We start from the raw sequence: 15,409 nt of genomic DNA on the forward strand, positions 1-15,409 counted from the left end.
GGCCAGCCGCTCCCGCAGCGGATGCGCGGCGGTCAGCTCGTCCAGCTCGGCGACCAGCAGCTCCGGCCGCCCGGTCCGCAGTTCCGCCTCGATCCGGTCCTCCTGCGCGGTCAGCCGCAGCTCGGCCAGCCGGGCCGCGGCGGTCGCCGCGTACGGGGCGTCGGTGACCTCGGCCAGTGCCGGGCCCCGCCACAGCGCCAGCGCGTCGCGCAGTGTCGTGAGCGCCTCCCGCGCGTTCCCGTCCCGCAGCGCCTCCCGACCCTGCCGGGCCAGCCGCTCGAAACACCCGGCGTCCACGTCGTCGGGGTCGAGGTCGAGCCGGTAGCCGGCCGGACCGCTGCGCACCCCCAGCCCGGGCACGGCCCGGCGCAGCCGGGACACCAGCGTCTGCACCGCGTTTGCGGTGTCGGCGGGCGGTGCGTCCCCCCAGAGCGCCTCGGACAGCGCGGACAGGCTCACCGGGCGACCCGGGTCCAGGGCGAGCCGGATCAGCAGCGCCCGCAGCCGCGCCCCGGCGACGACGACGGACCGCTCGCCGTCGCGGACCTCAAGCGGCCCGAGGATCCCCACCCGCACGCTGCCACTTTCTCATCCACGTGCACCGCCCGAGCGATCAGGCACCACGACGCAGGTGGAGGGCGACGCCGAGGCCGCTCTCAGTCCGGCGGGGCGAACACCTGCGTGAAGATGACGACGAGCGAGGCCACCGAGATCGTCAGGGCACCGAGCGCCACGTCGACCGCGAGCGCCAGCACGAGCCCGACGAGCGCCAGACCCAGGCCGGCGAACACCACGCCGCGCTGTCTCCTGGTGAGGCGGGACCACGCCGCCCGCTGCCGCGCCATGCCGTCACGGTGCCACGGCCGGACACGTTCCGCAGCGCGGGCCGGGCCGAGCGGGACCGACCGCGTCAGTCGTCGCCGCGTACGCGGGCGTGCACCTCCATGTCGTGCCGACCGTCGGCGTGCACGGCCGCGCAGCGCCTGATGCCCTCCGGTCGGAAGCCGGCCTTGACGGCGACCCGGCAGGAGGCGAGATTGCGGGTCGAATGGTCGAGTTCGAGACGGTGGAAACCCACCTCACCGAGCGCCCAGTCGCTCACCGCCCGCAACGACCCGGAGGCCAGGCCCGCGCCACGCGCGGCCGGGACCACCCAGTAGGCGCACACCGCCACCCCGTCACCGAGGTCCATGCCACCCAGGACCATGCGTCCCAGCGCGTCACCGCCGCCGTACGTCATCGCCCAGCTCGCCGCCGCCTCCTGCCGCCACGCCCGGCGGTAGAACTCGAACCACTCGCGTACCTGCTCCTCGGAGGCGGGTCGGCGGGTGTGCCAGCGCCGGATCTCCGGATCCTGGTACGCGGCCAGGAAGGCCGCCGCGTCGGACGCCCGCCAGGGCCGCAGGACGAGGTCACCGCCGGCGGTGAGCGTCGGCTGCGGACCGACCGCGAGCGTGCCGGCGGGAATGGCCGGCGGTGTCGAAAGAGGAAACCTCACCCGCCCATCCTGCACGCGATCGGATCCTAGAATCGAGTGGTGAACCGCATCGACCGGGCGAGCCGGACGATCGCCGCAGCGCCCGCCGCGATCTACGACGCGCTCCTCGACCGAGAGGCGCTCGAGGCGTGGCTGCCGCCCGACGGCATGCGCGGGCGGATCGAACGGTGGGATCCCCGCCCCGGCGGCGGGTTCCGGATGGTGCTCACCTACCTCGACGCCAGCGACAGTCCGGGCAAGACGTCGGACGCGACAGACGTCGTCGACGTCGGGTTCGCCGACCTGGTGCGGCCGGCGCGGGTGGTGCAGACCGCGGTGTTCCGGGCCGACGACCCGGCGTACGCCGGCACCATGACGATGACCTGGCACCTCGCCGCGGCCGGCGACGGCACCGAGGTGACGGTGACCGCGACCGGCGTGCCGTCCGGCATCGACCAGGCCGTCCACGAGGAGGGCATCGCATCCTCGCTGGCGAACCTCGCCTCGTACGTCGAGCCCGGCGACTGACCCTCGTTCGTCACCGAAGACACCTGGCCCGCCTGTCCGCCCGGACGGACCGGTACCGTCGGGGCGTGGCAGCGGTGGCGGCGGGGGTCTTTCGTCGGACCCCTCGCGAACGGTCCGACCAGCGCCTCGCGTGGGAGCGCACCGATCAGGCGTTCTTCGCCGCGGGCGCGTGCCACATCCTGGCCTGGGTGTGCCGGGACGCCTACCCGGACCGGCCGGTCGGGCTCGCCGGGCTGCGCTTCAGCGACGACCCGCAGGTCTGGCACGTGTACGCGACCTGGGCGGGGTGGGCGTTCGACCACTCCGGCTGGCATCCGGAGGCGGACCTGCTGGCGGCGAACCGCGACTTCGAGAGCCGGCCACTGGAGGCCGTCGCGCTCCCTGCCGACCTGGCCGAGTTCTGCGCGGCGCACCACAGCCGCATGCCGCACCGCTACTGGGCGGATCCGCTGCCGCGCGCCCGCGCCTACCTGACCCGGCACACGCCGCCGTGGGCGTAGTGGTTCGCTGCTATTCGCCCGACGGCAGCGGCTGCCGAGCGGCGCACGTGCCACTCCGTGACGCCGCGGTAGTTGGTGGCCAGTCCGACACCGACGAGGCCCATGAACAGCGTGATCAGGACACCCGCGACGACCCGCCAGGTTTCCATCCGGCCTCCTTCTCGCTCCACCACCGCGCAAACCCGGTGACGGCACGATCGTGGATCCGGGATGCTGCGGGCATGACCATCATCAGCTCCAACCCCGAGGGCGTGCACTCCACCCCGGGCTACCACCACGTCACGGTCGTCCCGGCCGGTCGCACCGCCTACCTCGCCGGCCAGTGCCCGTTGGACGCCGACGGCGTCCTGGCAGGCCCCGGTGACGTCGAGGCCCAGGTGGACCAGGTGGCCAGGAACGCGTTGGCCGCCCTCGGATCGGTCGGCGCCGGTCCCGAGCACGTCGTGCGTACCGTCATCTACGTCGTCAGCGCCGACCAGACCGTGCTGGCCCAGGTGTGGCGACGGTTCCTGGCCTCCCCGCTGGCGGCCGCGTTCACGACCGCCAGCACGCTGGTCGGCGTGGCCCAGCTCGGTTTCACCGGACAGTTGGTCGAGCTGGACGTCACCGCGGCGCTGCCCGAGCCGTCGTAGGTCGGGTGTTGCGGTCAGCGCGCGGGCACCGGCGCCGGTGTGCCGTTCACGCAGCTCTCGACGAACAGGTCCTCGCCCTCCTCGGCCAGGGCGGCATCCGCCCCGTCGGTCCCGACGTGCGGCACCTCGGGGCTGTTCCGTCCACCGTAGAGGTGCTGGTAGGCCCCGAGGCATTCCTCCCGATCGCCGGGGGTGCCCCGGCCCTGGCTCTGCTTGACGGCATGCAGGTCGGCTCCCCGCTGAGCCATCCTGCGCAGGTAGTCCGCCTGCTCCTCAGGGGTCGCGCTGCTGCTGCACGCGGCGAGGAGAATCGCGAGAGGCAGCGACAGGGCCACTGCCGCACAGCGCTTGTCCACCGGGCGCAGGCTATCAATCCGCGCCCACCTCGGCTGCGCGCTGCGCGAGGCGCTGGTCGTCAGCGGACCGGCGCGGGGCCGGATGTGGGCCGACGACACCGCCAACGATGGCGGTTACCAGCCGCTGCACGACGAGGACGGCACGCCGCTCGGCTTCGCCAGGTGGTACCGGCGCTGGTTGGACGAGGCCGAGCGCCAGGCGCTCCCCGTCGACCGCGCCCAGAGGATCGGGCGGGGCGTCGCCGGTCCGCGTGCCGCCCCTATCATCGGCCGATGCCACGTCTTCGTCCGACGCTTCTCGCCGCTGCCGTACTCGTGGCCGTGTCCGGCTGCCAGGGCGGCCACTCCTCGCCGCAGCCGTCGACCGCCAGCAGCGCCGCCCCCGCCGCGGCCGCCTCGTATCCCGCTCTGGAGGGCGTCGAACTCGCGGCCTGGGTGTGCGGGCAGGTCGACCGGGCGGTGAAGGACGGCGCCCATGGCGATCCGGCGGTGATGCGGCCGATCGCCGAGGCGGCGAAGCAGGCCGGCGTCGACGGCTTCACCTTCAAGGGGTCCGTGCTGCTGGCCAAGGTCGACCTGGTGGCGGCACGTCAGGCGACGGATCCGGGCGTGGCGATCGAACTGCAGAACAACGCCATGGACCTCAGCTGGACGTGCCGCGGCGCCGCCCAACGCCCCGGGTGGCCGAGCGCCATCGCCCCCGCGGCCAGGTGACCTCCGGCGCACGACGGGCATCCTGCGGCACGTCGACCTGGGACACTGTCGGGCTGTGACAGCACCTGAGATCACCGCCGCCACGGCGGAGGACCGAGGCCGGGTCATCACCTCGCTTGTCGCCGCGTTCACCGAGGATCCGGTCCTGCGCTTCCTGTTCCCCGACGATGCCACCTACCCGACCCACGCCGGCGCCTTCTTCGGGCATCTCTTCGACAAGCGGCTGCCCAGGGGGACGATCTGGACGGTCGGGCACGGCACGTCGGTCGCCATCTGGGAACCACCCGGGGCCGACGGCGACCGGCCGGACGACGACCTCGCCGACCGGCTTCCCGCCGACGAGCTACGCCGCGTCCGCGCGTACGACCGGGCGGTGCACGCCGCCCTGCCCGCCGGCCCCTTCTGGTATCTCGGGGTGTTGGGCACGCACCCGGACCACGCCGGCCGCAGGTGGGGTCACGCCGTCATGCGGGCGGGACTGGAGCGGGCCGCCGCCGACGGGCTGCCGGCGGTCCTGGAGACGAGCAACCCCGACAACGTCGAGGTGTACCGGCGCGCCGGCTGGGAGGTCCTGCACCGCTTCGTGGAACCCGTGCCGACCTGGGTCATGCGGCAGGGACCCCGCCGACCGTGACGCCGGATGGCATCATCGGCTCATGTCGCTCTGGGGGACCGTCTGGGGCGTCGGGTTGCCGGTGATCGTCGTCGGCGGGGCGGTGGCCGCGGTGTGCGTCGCCGCCTCCGAGCCACCCGACCGGTTCTCCCGGCCGCACGGCTGGCAGTGGGCGTGGGTCGGGCTGTGGATCATGACCGCCGGTGACGCGGCGTTCGGCGACGACAGGTCGTCGTTCGAGCGGGGCTGGAAGGGGGCCACCGCGCTTCTCGTCGCGGTCGCCGTCGCGGTCGCCGTGTGGCGCCACCACCGGTGGCGCAAGCGTGTCCGGGGTGCTCGTGCCTGAAGCCGTCGACGCCGTCGAGCGACGCGGGCCGGCGCGTCCGGGACGCCGACGCCGGTGGCCGCTGTGGATCGTCGTGGCCGGCGCCTGCTTTCTCGGCGTGCTCAGGCTGACAGGCCCCGCGCAGACGCCCGCCCAACGATACGTGTCCCAGGTCGACGTGCGCGGATACGAGCGAGTCCACGACTACCTCGATTCGGGCACGGTACCCGCCGTGGAACGTGCCGCGGTCGCGCTCTTCGTCGGGCCGCCCGAGGACGATGTCCTCGCCCGCGTGTCGGGGCCGGGGCTCGTCCTCACCGCCGGGCCGGGTGAGCCGGGCCCCGACGTCAGGGCGGTGGGTCGCGGTCGGTGGCACGGTTGTTTCGTGCACGTCGACAGGTGGACGACGGGCGACCCGCCGCTGTCGTACCACCCGCTGGACGCCGGGCAGGTGGCGGCGTTGCGGGCGGGCCGACTGTCGGTGCTGTCCGTCGCCGTGGGGTGCGGCAGCGGTTAGGCGCCCCCGCCGGGCGTTCAGTCCCACCAGAACGACCAGTGGTCGGCGGGTGCCTGCTCGCGGGCGACGTCGTGCACCTCCCCGAGCATCTGCGACAGGTCGTCACAGTAGGACCACTGCTCGATCGCGCAGGACGCGGCGGTGAGGGCGTCACGCGGCGGGCGGGTGACGGCCAACTCCAGGCTGTCGCCACGGCAGTGGTACAGCTCCGCACCCCAGGCGTCCTCCCAGTGACGAAGCACGAACACGTGGTCGGCGTAGCGCAGCCCGGGGTGCGACGGACCGCCCATCCAGTTGTTCATGATGAGCAGCAGGCCCGGCACCAGGGCGAACACCTCGTGACCGGCCGCCGCCGGCACCAGCAGCACCTCCGTGGGCGGATACCGCTCCGTCTGGCGGCGGATGCCGGGCGGAACCTCCCGGAGCGGGCCGGTCGCCTCGGCCACCCGCCCCGGGTCGAATGCGGCCCGGTCCTCCTCGTGCCACGCCGCGACCTGCGGGTCGGAGGGATCGCCGTCGCCGAGGGTCCACTCCAGCTTGGACCGGACGATCAGCGCCATCCGCTCCGCCGGGTCGACCGTGCGCAGGGCGGCCAGCCAGTCGGGCCCCTGGCGCCGGTGACACCAGCCGTACGTCCCCTCGGCCGCGCTGCCAGCCGTCCAGCCCAGCACCGGCCAGAGACCCGTACGACGATGCTCGGCCCGCAACGCCCGCCAGACCCGGTCGTGCTCGCCCGCCGGAAAGGTCCCACTGACCAGCGGCACACCGGTCACGGTCTCGGCGCGCTCGATGCCATCCAGCCGGTTGAGCAAGGTCTCCACAAAGTGATCATCACAGCCACGCGGTCCTCGGGCCCACCGGTTTCGGGCCGTCGGAGACAATGCCGTCGTGCTGCTGTCCCGCGCCGCCCGATTCGCCGATCTTCGGATCGAAGGGCTGCCGTTCCACCTCGACGACTCCGCGCACGACCGCATGTGTGCCGCCGCCGACGCCTTGCGGACGACCGGATCGGGCGTAGAGCCGGCGTGGGAGTCGTACGCACACGAGCACGCGCCGCCGCCGACGACGGCCGGCGTCCGGACGTTGGTGCTGTCGGCGACGGTGTCCCTGGCCGACACCGGCGAGGACTGGCTGGAGCTCGCACTGACGCTTGCCTTCGACGCACCGTCGTTGCTCGAAGTGGCCGCGGCGGTCGAGGTGGCCTGCTGGTGCCCGGATGATCACAACATGCACACCGTCGAACGGCGGGAGTGGGTGGCGGGCAGCGGCCCTGCGCTGGCTCGGTCCTTCACCGCCGCCACCGGAGAGATCACCCGATGGCTGGCGACGGGGCCACACGATCCCCACCGTTGGCGGGACGGAGCAGGACTACCCGGGCCCGCGACGTGGAAGGCGGCACACGTCCCCGGATCACGACCTCGGCCGTCCGATCCGTAGTTCCCGAGACGTCAGCGGAGCGAGGATGTCGCTCCGGATCCTGTGTGGTGCGTCCGGTCGCCACAGGTTCTGGCGGGGATCAGTCGGTCTCGAGGCAGAGGCAGAACGGATGACCGGCCGGGTCGAACATGACGCGGACGTTCTCCCGGGGTTGGTGATCGGCCACCCTCGCCCCGAGAGCGACCGCCTCGGCCTGCGCGTCGTCGAGGTCACCGACCTGGAAGTCGATGTGTGCCATCGGGCGCTGGTCGCCGTCGGCGGGTGGCCAGACCGGCGGCGTGTAGCCGTCGGCCTGCTGGAAGACGAAGAACGCCCCGCCCGGCGTCCCCATCACCGTCGTGCCCGGTTCCTCGTGCACGATCGGCCATTCGAGGAGCTGGTGATAGAAGCGTGCGAGGGCTGGCGGATCTGGAGCCTCGATGGCAAGACCCCACCACATTCCTGTCGCTCGTGATCGCATCCCGCCTCCCTAACACATCGAGCCGATCCTGGCGACGTGCCTGACCAGGGAGGACGGCTGGTGGGGCGGGCGGGGTTCGAACCCGCGACCGAGGGATTACGAGATCAAAATGGGCGACCTGTCGAGCTGCCCATATGGCCTTCTAGCAGCGAAGACACCTCTCGGCACCTCTCATCACTTCCCCGCTGTCCGCCGGCCTCTTGCGGACCGAGTGCGGACCGCTCACCAGCGAGCTGCGGCCTCCCGCGCTTGCTGCTCCACCATGTCTCGATGGGCGGCCCACGTCGTCGCATCCGACGGCGGCATGTTGGTCGACGTGCTGAGAAGGCCGACCGAGCCATCGATTAGCTCTCGGACGATGTCGGCGTGACCAGCATGGCGCTGCGTCTCAGCAGTCATGTGGACCAAGATCTGATGCAGCGTCACCTCGCCGCCATCGCCCCACCACGGCACCCGGCCGACCGCGTCCAGCGGCAGCGCCTCGATCGTCGCATCCGCGTGGGCCCAGGCCTGGCGGTATAGAGCGACGATGGACTCGCGCGACTCTGTCGGCAGTGCCCACGCCTCCCAAGCCTGCTCGTCCTCCGGCCACCGTGCCACGGCGTCACTTGGGCGCCCGAAGGTTTCGCCGAAGTACCCGAACTCGCCACGTGCCAAGTGCTTGACCAGCCCCAGAAGGTTGGTCCCGGTGGACGTCAACGGGCGCCGGACGTCGTACTCGGTCAGCCCTTCGAGCTTCCACAACATCGCGCCGCGAGCCCCTTGCAGGTAGTCGCGCAGGTCTGCCTTGGGGTCGGAGATCGTCATGGGCGGAAATCATGCCAGGGCCCAGCAGACCACGCCGTCCGTGACTGCCCCCCACGGTGCCGCCCCTTGTCGCTGGCCGATTGCACGCTGGACCTGTCCTGCTTCCTCAACGCGATTGACTGAACGAGCTAGTCACTCTGCCCCGAATCGCTGCTGTCGCCTACAAGCGGATCTCCTCGTCGGGCAGTCGCCAGACCCGTCCAGCCTCTCCGGACGGGGACAAGGTGGAGCGCCCTACCGGAGGAGTCTCAATGGCGGCTGTCAAGTGGGCTGTGCGGTGGTGGGTCTCCTCGGTCGGGCAGACTTGTTTCTGCCCGACGGTTCTCGGTTGGGGTCAAGGCTCGCCGAAGGCGACCGCGTAGTGGCTTGGCCTTGACCTGGCCGGGGTTCTCGGGCAGCCCTTGAGGTGCCCGGCCGAGGAGACCCGTTGCGGTCTCCGAGGGAGGGTCGGGGTGCGGGGCGGCGCCCCGCTGAGGGTGGACGGAGGAGATGATCCATTCGTGAAGAGCCTTACGGAACTTGCTCTCGACCTCTGCTCTGACCTTGAACATCCGGAGCGACCGGGCAGTCACATCAACGACGCCACGCGGGACTTCATCGAGGTGCTGACCTTCGCGGACGCTGACACGATCATGGCGATGATCCGCGAGACGATCCCGGACCTCACCGGGGATCTTCCGGTCTGGGCGAGGAACCTCGCCTATCGCCTGGCCTGCCTTCAGCGCCCCCACGACGCTGAACTGCTTCGCGCGGCCGGCGCAGACCTCTACTGTCACGGGCCGGACTGGGACGCTCACGCCGGAGAACTCCGGCGTCGAGCCGATGAGCTCGACAACGCCTCCCCCGGCTGACCGTCGCCGGCCAGGGTCAGGAAACTCGCGCAGGCCCACCTGGGAGCCGTGGATGGCGGTTGGGGTTGGAAAGCAGCGGTTATCCCGCAGCAGGGCCCACAGCACGTCGACGCGGCGGCGGGCGACTGCGATCAACGCTTGCTGGTGCTTGCGTCCCTCGGCGCGTTTGCGCTGGTAGTAGTCCCGGTTCGGGCCGTTGGCCGCGCTGCGCGTGCGGCGGGTGGATCTGGTGAAGCGCCGGCTACTGGTGGCGGAGTCGGTGACCGAGGTCAACGGTCGGGCGGTGTTCGGCACGCCGAAGACGCACCAACGCCGGTCGGTGCCACTCCCCCGGTTCCTGGTCGAGCCGATCGCCGCGCAGATCGCCGGCCGCTCCGGTGACGAACTGGTGTTCACCTCTCCCGGTGGCGAGGTGTTGCGAAACAACAACTTCCGTCGTCGGGTCTTCGACCGGGCTGCTGTGTCGGTCGGGCTTGCGGGCCTGACGCCGCACCAGCTGCGGCACACGGCGGCCAGTCTGGCGGTGGCGGAGGGCGCCAACGTGAAGGCGGTGCAGCGGATGCTCGGGCACGCTTCGGCGGCCATGGCGTTGGACGTGTACGCGGACCTGTTCGAGGACGACCTGGACCAGGTGGCGGATCGCCTCGACCGGGCGGCGGGTCGTGCTGCTGCGGACTCAGTGCGGACTGACTGCGTCGGACCGGACCTCGACGCGATCGCACCAAGCCGCCGTCAGCACGGTTAACCAGGGAAAACAGATGGTGGGGCGGGCGGGGTTCGAACCCGCGACCGAGGGATTATGAGTCCCCTGCTCTAACCGGCTGAGCTACCGCCCCGTCACCGCGCCGGATCGTAACCCGCCGATCGATCCCCGGGCACCACCGCCCCGGCGACGCCGCCACCGCGACGCCCACGATGGGCAACGCGAGAATAACAGCGCGCAGCGACACGTCGGTTCAGCGGCGCAACTGCTCCAGCACCGCCCCGGCGGTCCGCCACCCGCTGGCCAGCGCGCCCTGGATGGACGGGCTGTCCCGGTGGTCGCCGGCCACGTACAGCCCGTCGCCGAGCGCGACCGGTTTGCGCAGCCGCCCCTGCGGTGGCGGGGCGGCCGGCAACGCGTCGGGCACCGTGATGGTGGTGAGGTGGGTCCAGTCCGCGGTGGAGCGGCCGTAGAGGCGTTCCAGCTCGGTCCGGACCACCCGCTCGGGCGGGGGCTGCGGGCCCACCACGGAGGTGGCGACCAGGTGCTGGCCGGCCGGTGCGTACGTGGGTGCGGCGTTGCTGAGCACCACCGTGTTGGCGATCATCTCCCGCCGGTCGCCGTCGAGCAGCAGGATCGGCTCGTCCAGCGGCGGCGCGTCGGTGCGGTGGTAGTAGGTGGTGTAGGCGTGCATGCGTACCCGGCTGATCGTGGGCAGCAGCGTGGTCGCCGCCGGCGGGTCGGCGGCGACCACGACGGCGCGGCAGGTGATCTGACCGGCCTCGGTGCGGACCCGTCCGGGCGCGACCTCGGTGACCGGGGTGCGCAGCGCGATCAGCTCGGCGGGCAGCGGGGCGGCGACGGCGCGGGGCAGCGCGCCCATTCCGCGCGCGGGCAGCCCGATCCGGCCGCGGGCGAAGGAGCGCAGGATGACCGCGAAGACGTGGCTGGAGGTCGCCAGCTCGCGGTCGAGCAGGACGCCGGAGAGGAACGGCCGGAGCAGTTCCTCGATGATCGCGTCGGAGAGGCCGGCCCGGCGCAACGCCGTCTCGGTGCTGGTCTCGGGCGCGGTGAGCAGCCGCCCGACCGGGAGGCCGGCACAGCCGGCGGCGAGCGCGGCCAGGCGCAGCCGGTCGCGCAGCGAGCCGACGCCGGCGGTGAGCGCGCCGGGCGCGCCGGTCGGCTCGCGCAGCGGGTTGACCAGTCGTGCCAGCTTGTCGCCCCGGCGGACCAGCACCCCGGAGGTGAACCAGCCCATCTCCAGTGTGCCCAGGTCGACCAGGCCGCCGAGCCGGGGGTAGGCGGTGTTGAGCACCTGGAACCCCCGGTCCAGCAGGAACCCGTCGACCTCGTCGGTGGCGACCCGACCGCCGAGCCGGTCGGCGCTCTCCAGCAGCCGCCAGGGCACGCCTGCGCGGTGCAGCCGGCGGGCGGCGGCGAGACCGGCCAGGCCGCCGCCGACGATCACGACGTCGGTGTCAGGCACGGTCCACCCCCGCCCCGACCCGGTCGCCCTCGCGGTGCGACCGGGACAACCGGCTCGGCCACCAGACCTTCGGCCCGATGTCGTACGCGAGCGCGGGCACCAGCAGCGAGCGGACCACGATGGTGTCCAGCAGCACCCCGACGGCGACCGCCACGCCCAGCTCGACGAGCACCACCAGCGGCAGTACGGCGAGCGCGGAGAACGTGGCGGCGAGCACGATGCCGGCGGAGGTGATGACGCCGCCGGTGACCGCGAGGCCGGCCAGCACGCCGGCCCGGGTGCCGCGCCGCACCGACTCCTCGCGGACCCGGCTCATCAGGAAGATGTTGTAGTCGATGCCGAGCGCGACCAGGAAGACGAACGCGAACAGCGGGAACGACTGGTCCACGCCGGGGAAGTCGAAGACGTACCTGAACAGCAACGCGCAGAGGCCGAGCGTGGCCAGGAACGACAGCACCACGGTGGCGATCAGCAGCACCGGGGCGACCAGGGCGCGCAGCAGCAGCGCCAGGATGACCGCGATGACCAGCAGCACCACCGGGATGATCACGTTGCGGTCCCGGACGGAGGCGTCGGCGGTGTCCACGTTGATGGCGGTGAAGCCGCCGACCACGGCGTCCGCGCCGGGCACCGCGTGGACCGCCTCGCGCAGGTCGCGGATGGTCTGCTCGGCGCCGTTGCTGTCCGGCGGGTCGGCGAGCGTGACGTTGAGCTGCACCCGCCCGTCGACCACCTTGGGCGGCGCGTTCGGGTCGGGTGGCGCGTTCTCGCCGCGCTGGCCGAGCGGCACGACCGAGGCGACGCCCTCGACACCCTGCGCCACCTGGGCGACCCGTTGGGCGGCGGCCTGCTGGGTGAAGACGGTGGCCGGGCTGCCGGTGCCGGCCGGGAAGTGCCTGTCGATCACCTCCTGGCCGGCCACCGAGTCGGTGCGCTGGGTGAACAGCTGGGTCTGGCCGAGCGTGGTGGCGCCGAGCTGGGTCACCCCGATCGCGAGGGCGGCCAGCACCACGGCGGTGACGATCCAGACGGTACGCGCGCGGCGCGCCACGAAGCCGGCGATCCGCCCCCAGATGCCGTGCTCGGTGCGGGGGTCCGCGTCGTCGTGCCGGGGCCGCCGGGGCCAGAACGCCCATCGCCCACCGAGCACCAGCAGGGCGGGCAGGAACGTGAGCATGACGAGCAGCGTCGCGGCGATGCCGACGGCGCTGACCGGGCCGAGCGCCCGGTTGGAGTTCAGGCTGGACAGCAGCAGGCAGAGCAGGCTGACGATGACGGTGGCGCCGGAGGCGATGATGGCCGGGGCGGCGCCCTTCCAGGCGGCCTTCATCGCGTCCCACGGGCGCTCGTGCCGGTGCAGTTCCTCCCGGTAGCGGGCGATCAGCAGCAACGCGTAGTCGGTGCCGGCGCCGAAGACCAGCACGGTGAGGATGCCCTGCGCCTGCCCGTTGAGCTTGACCACGTCGTGGTCGGCCAGGAAGTAGACGACGACGGCGGCCAGCGAGTACGACATCCCGGCGGCCAGCAGCGGGAAGATCCAGAGCACCGGGCTGCGGTAGACGATCAGCAGGATGATCAGCACCACGACCAGGGTGACCAGCAGCAGCGGCCCGTCGATCGCGCTGAACACCTCGATCAGGTCGCCGAGCAGTCCGGCCGGGCCGGCCACGTCGACGGTGAGCCCGTCCCGGTCCGGGCCGGCGATGTTCCGCAACTCGTCGACGACGGCGCGGATCTGTTCGCCTTCGGCGCTGTCGATCGGGACGACCACCTGCACGGCCTGCTTGTCCTGGCTGACGATCGGCGGCGGCAGCGGACCGATGACGCCCGGCACCTGGGCGAAGCGCGCGGCCTCGGCCTGGATCCGCTGCTGGTCGGCGGGGGTGATGCCGCTGGTGCGCTCGTAGACCACGAGCGCCGGGGTGCTCTCCCGGTCGACGAATCCGCCGGCCAGGTCCTGTGCCCGGGTGGCCTCGGCGTCGGCGGGGAGGAAGGAGGCGTTGTCGTTGGTGGCGACCTCGCCGAGCTTGCCGGAGTAGGGGCCGGCGATGCCACCCACGACCAGCCAGCCGAGCACCACCGCCACCGCGACGAGCGTCGCGGTCCAGCGGCTGCGTCCTGCGGCCATCTCCACCACCCTCGAATCGACGCAACAATCGACGCAGCGGGAGTCTAAGTCGACCTCGACCATCCTGCCGGCCGACATGTCGCGCGCGGGCGGAAATCGGGCGGCTACCCGGCCCGGGAAACGAAGAACGCCCGCCGGCGGGGGCCGACGGGCGTGACGTGGAGCGAAGCTCCCCCGATTGGACTCGAACCAATAACCTGCCGGTTAACAGCCGGCTGCTCTGCCAATTGAGCTACAGGGGACCGTGCACCGCCCGACCCGGATCTCTCCGCGCCGTGCGACGGGGACAAGAGTACAGGACACCGGGGGGTGGTGCGCCAGGGGGTTACCGGACCCGACCGGACCGGTTGATCCAGGGCGGATTACGGGACAAATCGCTATCTCGGCACAGGGAGGTATGAGCGCGGAGCAGGATGGGTAGTTAAGGCACCGACAGAGGATGCAGGCGCGAGTGGGTCGCTTCCGCCGGAGCGCGGCGGAGATCGGCAGAGCGTCAGGTACGAAAGGAGCCGCCATGCGCGGAAAGATCATGTTCCTTGGCGGGCTGGCTGCGGGCTTCGTCCTGGGCGCCCGTGCCGGCCGGGAGAAGTACGAGGAGCTGGTGGTCCGCGGGCGCAAGGTGCTCGACCACCCGACCGTCCAGGAGGCGGCCGGCGTCGCGCAGGCCCAGGCGACCCGGCTCTACTCCGAGGGCAAGGACAAGCTGGGGCAGACCAAGATCGGCGAGAAGCTCGCCACCGGCAACGGCGGCAAGCAGGGGCTCTCCGACGCCGACAAGCCGTTCGCGGGCACGCCGGCCGCCGTCGGCAGCCGGACCAGCGCCAACGGTACGGGCTCGACCGGCGCGACCGGCTCGACCACGACCGGCACGAGCACCAAGCCGTCCAGCACGCTCTGACACCACCGGACAGCGGGCCGGTCGCCTTCGGGTGACCGGCCCGCTCCCGTGTGCCCGGACGCCGCCTCCCCCGCGCGTCACGCCGCCGTGACGCGGGTGTGGCACATTCTCCGTGGGGAGGTGATCACATGCCGATGGTCGGACCGGAGACGGTGGACCAGGCGCGGCTGCTGCGCCTGCTGCGCGACGACGGCCCCCGATCACGGGTCGAACTGGTCGACGTGCTGGGGTTGCCCCGGGCACGGTTCGCCGCCGAGGCCGACCGGCTGACCGAGCTGGGCCTGGTGGAGATTGCCGGACCGGCGGCGTCCCGCGGCGGCCGCCGCTCGTCGCTGCTGCGGGTCGGCGCGCAGGTGCGCTTCGGCGCGGTGCTCGTCGGCGACGGCCGGCTGCGGGTCGCGCTCACCGACGGCGAGTTGAACCTGCTGACCCGGCACGACGAGCCGGTGGACGTCCGGCTCGGCCCCGAGGCGGTGGTCGGCCGGACGGTCGAGCTGCTCGGCAAGCTGCGCGCCGAGGCCGGACTGGCCCGGCTGACCGGGGTCGGGGTCGCGCTGCCCGCGCCGGTCGCCGTCCGCGACGGCACACCCGTCTCCCCACCCGCCCTGCCCGGCTGGCACCACTTCCCGGTACGCGACACGCTCGCCGCCGAACTGGGCTGCCCGGTGCACGTCGACAACGACGCCAACGCGATGGCCCTCGGCGAGCGGCACGCCGGCACCGGCCGGCCGTTCGACGACTTCCTGTACGTCAAGCTCGGTGACGCCGTCGGCTGCGGGCTGGTGCTCGGCGGCGCGCTCTACCGGGGCGCGGCCAGCGGGGCCGGCGACATCGGGCACCTCCAGCTCACCGAGGACGGGCCGCTGTGCGGGTGCGGCAACACCGGTTGCGTCGAGGCGTACTGCGGGGATGCCGCCCTGGTGCGCGACGCGGTGGCGGCCGGGCGGGCCGGGCGCTCGACGGCGCTGGCGGACCGG

21 protein-coding genes and 2 tRNA genes are annotated in these 15,409 nt (G+C 72.5%); 12 read left to right on the plus strand and 11 right to left on the minus strand.

Features of this window, described 5'->3' with window-relative positions; genetic code table 11:
* From HUW36_RS11225 to HUW36_RS11235, 3 genes are all read right to left on the minus strand, one after another.
* On the minus strand, window positions 1-576 hold a 576-nt coding region (locus HUW36_RS11225), incomplete at its 3' end, for an AfsR/SARP family transcriptional regulator (protein ID WP_174528089.1).
* 80 nt (window positions 577-656) lie between these two features.
* On the minus strand, window positions 657-845 hold the full coding sequence (locus tag HUW36_RS11230; protein WP_174528090.1) for a hypothetical protein: 189 nt from the start codon (window positions 843-845) through the stop codon (window positions 657-659).
* A 65-nt stretch (window positions 846-910) separates the two neighbouring features.
* Window positions 911-1,498 (minus strand): GNAT family N-acetyltransferase, encoded by a 588-nt coding sequence (locus tag HUW36_RS11235; RefSeq protein WP_174528091.1) that lies wholly within the window; start codon window positions 1,496-1,498, stop codon window positions 911-913.
* Between the two features lie 39 nt (window positions 1,499-1,537).
* On the opposite strand from HUW36_RS11235, the gene HUW36_RS11240 reads away from it, so the two are divergent.
* From HUW36_RS11240 to HUW36_RS11250, 3 genes are all read left to right on the plus strand, one after another.
* Window positions 1,538-2,005 carry an SRPBCC family protein gene (locus HUW36_RS11240; RefSeq protein ID WP_174528092.1) on the plus strand — a complete coding sequence of 156 codons (468 nt, stop codon included), beginning with the start codon at window positions 1,538-1,540 and terminating at the stop codon, window positions 2,003-2,005.
* A 65-nt stretch (window positions 2,006-2,070) separates the two neighbouring features.
* Window positions 2,071-2,505 (plus strand): hypothetical protein, encoded by a 435-nt coding sequence (locus tag HUW36_RS11245; RefSeq protein WP_174528093.1) that lies wholly within the window; start codon window positions 2,071-2,073, stop codon window positions 2,503-2,505.
* Between the two features lie 221 nt (window positions 2,506-2,726).
* Window positions 2,727-3,137, plus strand: coding sequence for a RidA family protein (locus HUW36_RS11250; RefSeq protein WP_174528094.1), 411 nt, complete (start codon window positions 2,727-2,729; stop codon window positions 3,135-3,137).
* 14 nt (window positions 3,138-3,151) lie between these two features.
* On the opposite strand, the gene HUW36_RS11255 is transcribed toward HUW36_RS11250, so the two are convergent.
* Complete coding sequence (locus tag HUW36_RS11255) at window positions 3,152-3,493, minus strand: hypothetical protein (RefSeq protein WP_174528095.1); 342 nt, start codon at window positions 3,491-3,493, stop codon at window positions 3,152-3,154.
* A 273-nt stretch (window positions 3,494-3,766) separates the two neighbouring features.
* Here HUW36_RS11255 and HUW36_RS11260 point away from each other — a divergent pair, with 273 nt between their 5' ends.
* The 4 genes from HUW36_RS11260 (at window position 3,767) to HUW36_RS11275 (ending at window position 5,662) form a co-directional block, all read left to right on the plus strand.
* Window positions 3,767-4,207 carry a hypothetical protein gene (locus tag HUW36_RS11260; RefSeq protein ID WP_174528096.1) on the plus strand — a complete coding sequence of 147 codons (441 nt, stop codon included), beginning with the start codon at window positions 3,767-3,769 and terminating at the stop codon, window positions 4,205-4,207.
* Window positions 4,208-4,262: 55 nt separating this feature from the next.
* Complete coding sequence (locus HUW36_RS11265) at window positions 4,263-4,841, plus strand: GNAT family N-acetyltransferase (protein ID WP_174528097.1); 579 nt, start codon at window positions 4,263-4,265, stop codon at window positions 4,839-4,841.
* Window positions 4,842-4,863: 22 nt separating this feature from the next.
* Window positions 4,864-5,166 carry a hypothetical protein gene (locus tag HUW36_RS11270; protein WP_174528098.1) on the plus strand — a complete coding sequence of 101 codons (303 nt, stop codon included), beginning with the start codon at window positions 4,864-4,866 and terminating at the stop codon, window positions 5,164-5,166.
* 211 nt (window positions 5,167-5,377) lie between these two features.
* Window positions 5,378-5,662 (plus strand): hypothetical protein, encoded by a 285-nt coding sequence (locus HUW36_RS11275; RefSeq protein WP_174528099.1) that lies wholly within the window; start codon window positions 5,378-5,380, stop codon window positions 5,660-5,662.
* Between the two features lie 17 nt (window positions 5,663-5,679).
* On the opposite strand, the gene HUW36_RS11280 is transcribed toward HUW36_RS11275, so the two are convergent.
* Window positions 5,680-6,483 carry a DUF4253 domain-containing protein gene (locus tag HUW36_RS11280; RefSeq protein ID WP_174528100.1) on the minus strand — a complete coding sequence of 268 codons (804 nt, stop codon included), beginning with the start codon at window positions 6,481-6,483 and terminating at the stop codon, window positions 5,680-5,682.
* 67 nt (window positions 6,484-6,550) lie between these two features.
* On the opposite strand from HUW36_RS11280, the gene HUW36_RS11285 reads away from it, so the two are divergent.
* The gene (locus HUW36_RS11285; protein WP_174528101.1) at window positions 6,551-7,099 is read left to right on the plus strand and encodes a hypothetical protein; all 549 of its coding nucleotides are present in this window, start codon (window positions 6,551-6,553) and stop codon (window positions 7,097-7,099) included.
* Window positions 7,100-7,178: 79 nt separating this feature from the next.
* Here HUW36_RS11285 and HUW36_RS11290 read toward each other — a convergent pair whose 3' ends face one another.
* The gene (locus HUW36_RS11290) at window positions 7,179-7,559 is read right to left on the minus strand and encodes a VOC family protein (protein ID WP_217428798.1); all 381 of its coding nucleotides are present in this window, start codon (window positions 7,557-7,559) and stop codon (window positions 7,179-7,181) included.
* Between the two features lie 222 nt (window positions 7,560-7,781).
* Window positions 7,782-8,366, minus strand: a complete 585-nt coding sequence (locus tag HUW36_RS11295) for a DinB family protein (protein ID WP_174528102.1) — start codon at window positions 8,364-8,366, stop codon at window positions 7,782-7,784.
* Window positions 8,367-8,866: 500 nt separating this feature from the next.
* On the opposite strand from HUW36_RS11295, the gene HUW36_RS11300 reads away from it, so the two are divergent.
* The gene (locus HUW36_RS11300) at window positions 8,867-9,217 is read left to right on the plus strand and encodes a hypothetical protein (protein WP_246248075.1); all 351 of its coding nucleotides are present in this window, start codon (window positions 8,867-8,869) and stop codon (window positions 9,215-9,217) included.
* 220 nt (window positions 9,218-9,437) lie between these two features.
* Complete coding sequence (locus HUW36_RS11305; RefSeq protein ID WP_246248076.1) at window positions 9,438-9,962, plus strand: tyrosine-type recombinase/integrase; 525 nt, start codon at window positions 9,438-9,440, stop codon at window positions 9,960-9,962.
* Window positions 9,963-9,976: 14 nt separating this feature from the next.
* Here the strand turns inward: HUW36_RS11305 and HUW36_RS11310 are convergent.
* The 4 genes from HUW36_RS11310 to HUW36_RS11325 all read right to left on the minus strand — a co-directional run bounded on the left by HUW36_RS11310 (window position 9,977) and on the right by HUW36_RS11325 (window position 13,776).
* Window positions 9,977-10,053: transfer RNA gene (locus HUW36_RS11310), tRNA-Ile, on the minus strand.
* A gap of 120 nt (window positions 10,054-10,173) precedes the next feature.
* Window positions 10,174-11,406 carry an NAD(P)/FAD-dependent oxidoreductase gene (locus tag HUW36_RS11315; RefSeq protein ID WP_174528104.1) on the minus strand — a complete coding sequence of 411 codons (1,233 nt, stop codon included), beginning with the start codon at window positions 11,404-11,406 and terminating at the stop codon, window positions 10,174-10,176.
* Window positions 11,399-13,534 carry an MMPL family transporter gene (locus HUW36_RS11320; RefSeq protein WP_174528105.1) on the minus strand — a complete coding sequence of 712 codons (2,136 nt, stop codon included), beginning with the start codon at window positions 13,532-13,534 and terminating at the stop codon, window positions 11,399-11,401. The genes HUW36_RS11315 and HUW36_RS11320 overlap by 8 nt, the downstream gene beginning before the upstream one ends.
* A gap of 169 nt (window positions 13,535-13,703) precedes the next feature.
* Window positions 13,704-13,776 (minus strand) — tRNA-Asn (locus HUW36_RS11325).
* 272 nt (window positions 13,777-14,048) lie between these two features.
* On the opposite strand from HUW36_RS11325, the gene HUW36_RS11330 reads away from it, so the two are divergent.
* Window positions 14,049-14,432: a hypothetical protein gene (locus HUW36_RS11330; RefSeq protein ID WP_174528106.1), complete on the plus strand. Its 384-nt coding sequence runs from the start codon at window positions 14,049-14,051 to the stop codon at window positions 14,430-14,432.
* A 128-nt stretch (window positions 14,433-14,560) separates the two neighbouring features.
* The coding region (locus tag HUW36_RS11335) for an ROK family transcriptional regulator (RefSeq protein ID WP_174528107.1) at window positions 14,561-15,409 on the plus strand (849 nt) is incomplete at its 3' end.

The organism is Micromonospora maritima (assembly GCF_902825405.1).
Lineage (GTDB): Bacteria > Actinomycetota > Actinomycetes > Mycobacteriales > Micromonosporaceae > Micromonospora > Micromonospora maritima.

What these genes read in the sequence shown, in the direction of transcription:
- HUW36_RS11230 (WP_174528090.1), bottom strand. Translation starts at nt 845, where the DNA reads ATGGCGCGGCAGCGGGCGGCGTGGTCCCGCCTCACCAGGAGACAGCGC.
- HUW36_RS11250 (WP_174528094.1), top strand. Translation starts at nt 2,727, where the DNA reads ATGACCATCATCAGCTCCAACCCCGAGGGCGTGCACTCCACCCCGGGC.
- HUW36_RS11260 (WP_174528096.1), top strand. Translation starts at nt 3,767, where the DNA reads ATGCCACGTCTTCGTCCGACGCTTCTCGCCGCTGCCGTACTCGTGGCC.
- HUW36_RS11270 (WP_174528098.1), top strand. Translation starts at nt 4,864, where the DNA reads ATGTCGCTCTGGGGGACCGTCTGGGGCGTCGGGTTGCCGGTGATCGTC.
- HUW36_RS11290 (WP_217428798.1), bottom strand. Translation starts at nt 7,559, where the DNA reads ATGCGATCACGAGCGACAGGAATGTGGTGGGGTCTTGCCATCGAGGCT.
- HUW36_RS11295 (WP_174528102.1), bottom strand. Translation starts at nt 8,366, where the DNA reads ATGACGATCTCCGACCCCAAGGCAGACCTGCGCGACTACCTGCAAGGG.
- HUW36_RS11320 (WP_174528105.1), bottom strand. Translation starts at nt 13,534, where the DNA reads ATGGCCGCAGGACGCAGCCGCTGGACCGCGACGCTCGTCGCGGTGGCG.
- HUW36_RS11330 (WP_174528106.1), top strand. Translation starts at nt 14,049, where the DNA reads ATGCGCGGAAAGATCATGTTCCTTGGCGGGCTGGCTGCGGGCTTCGTC.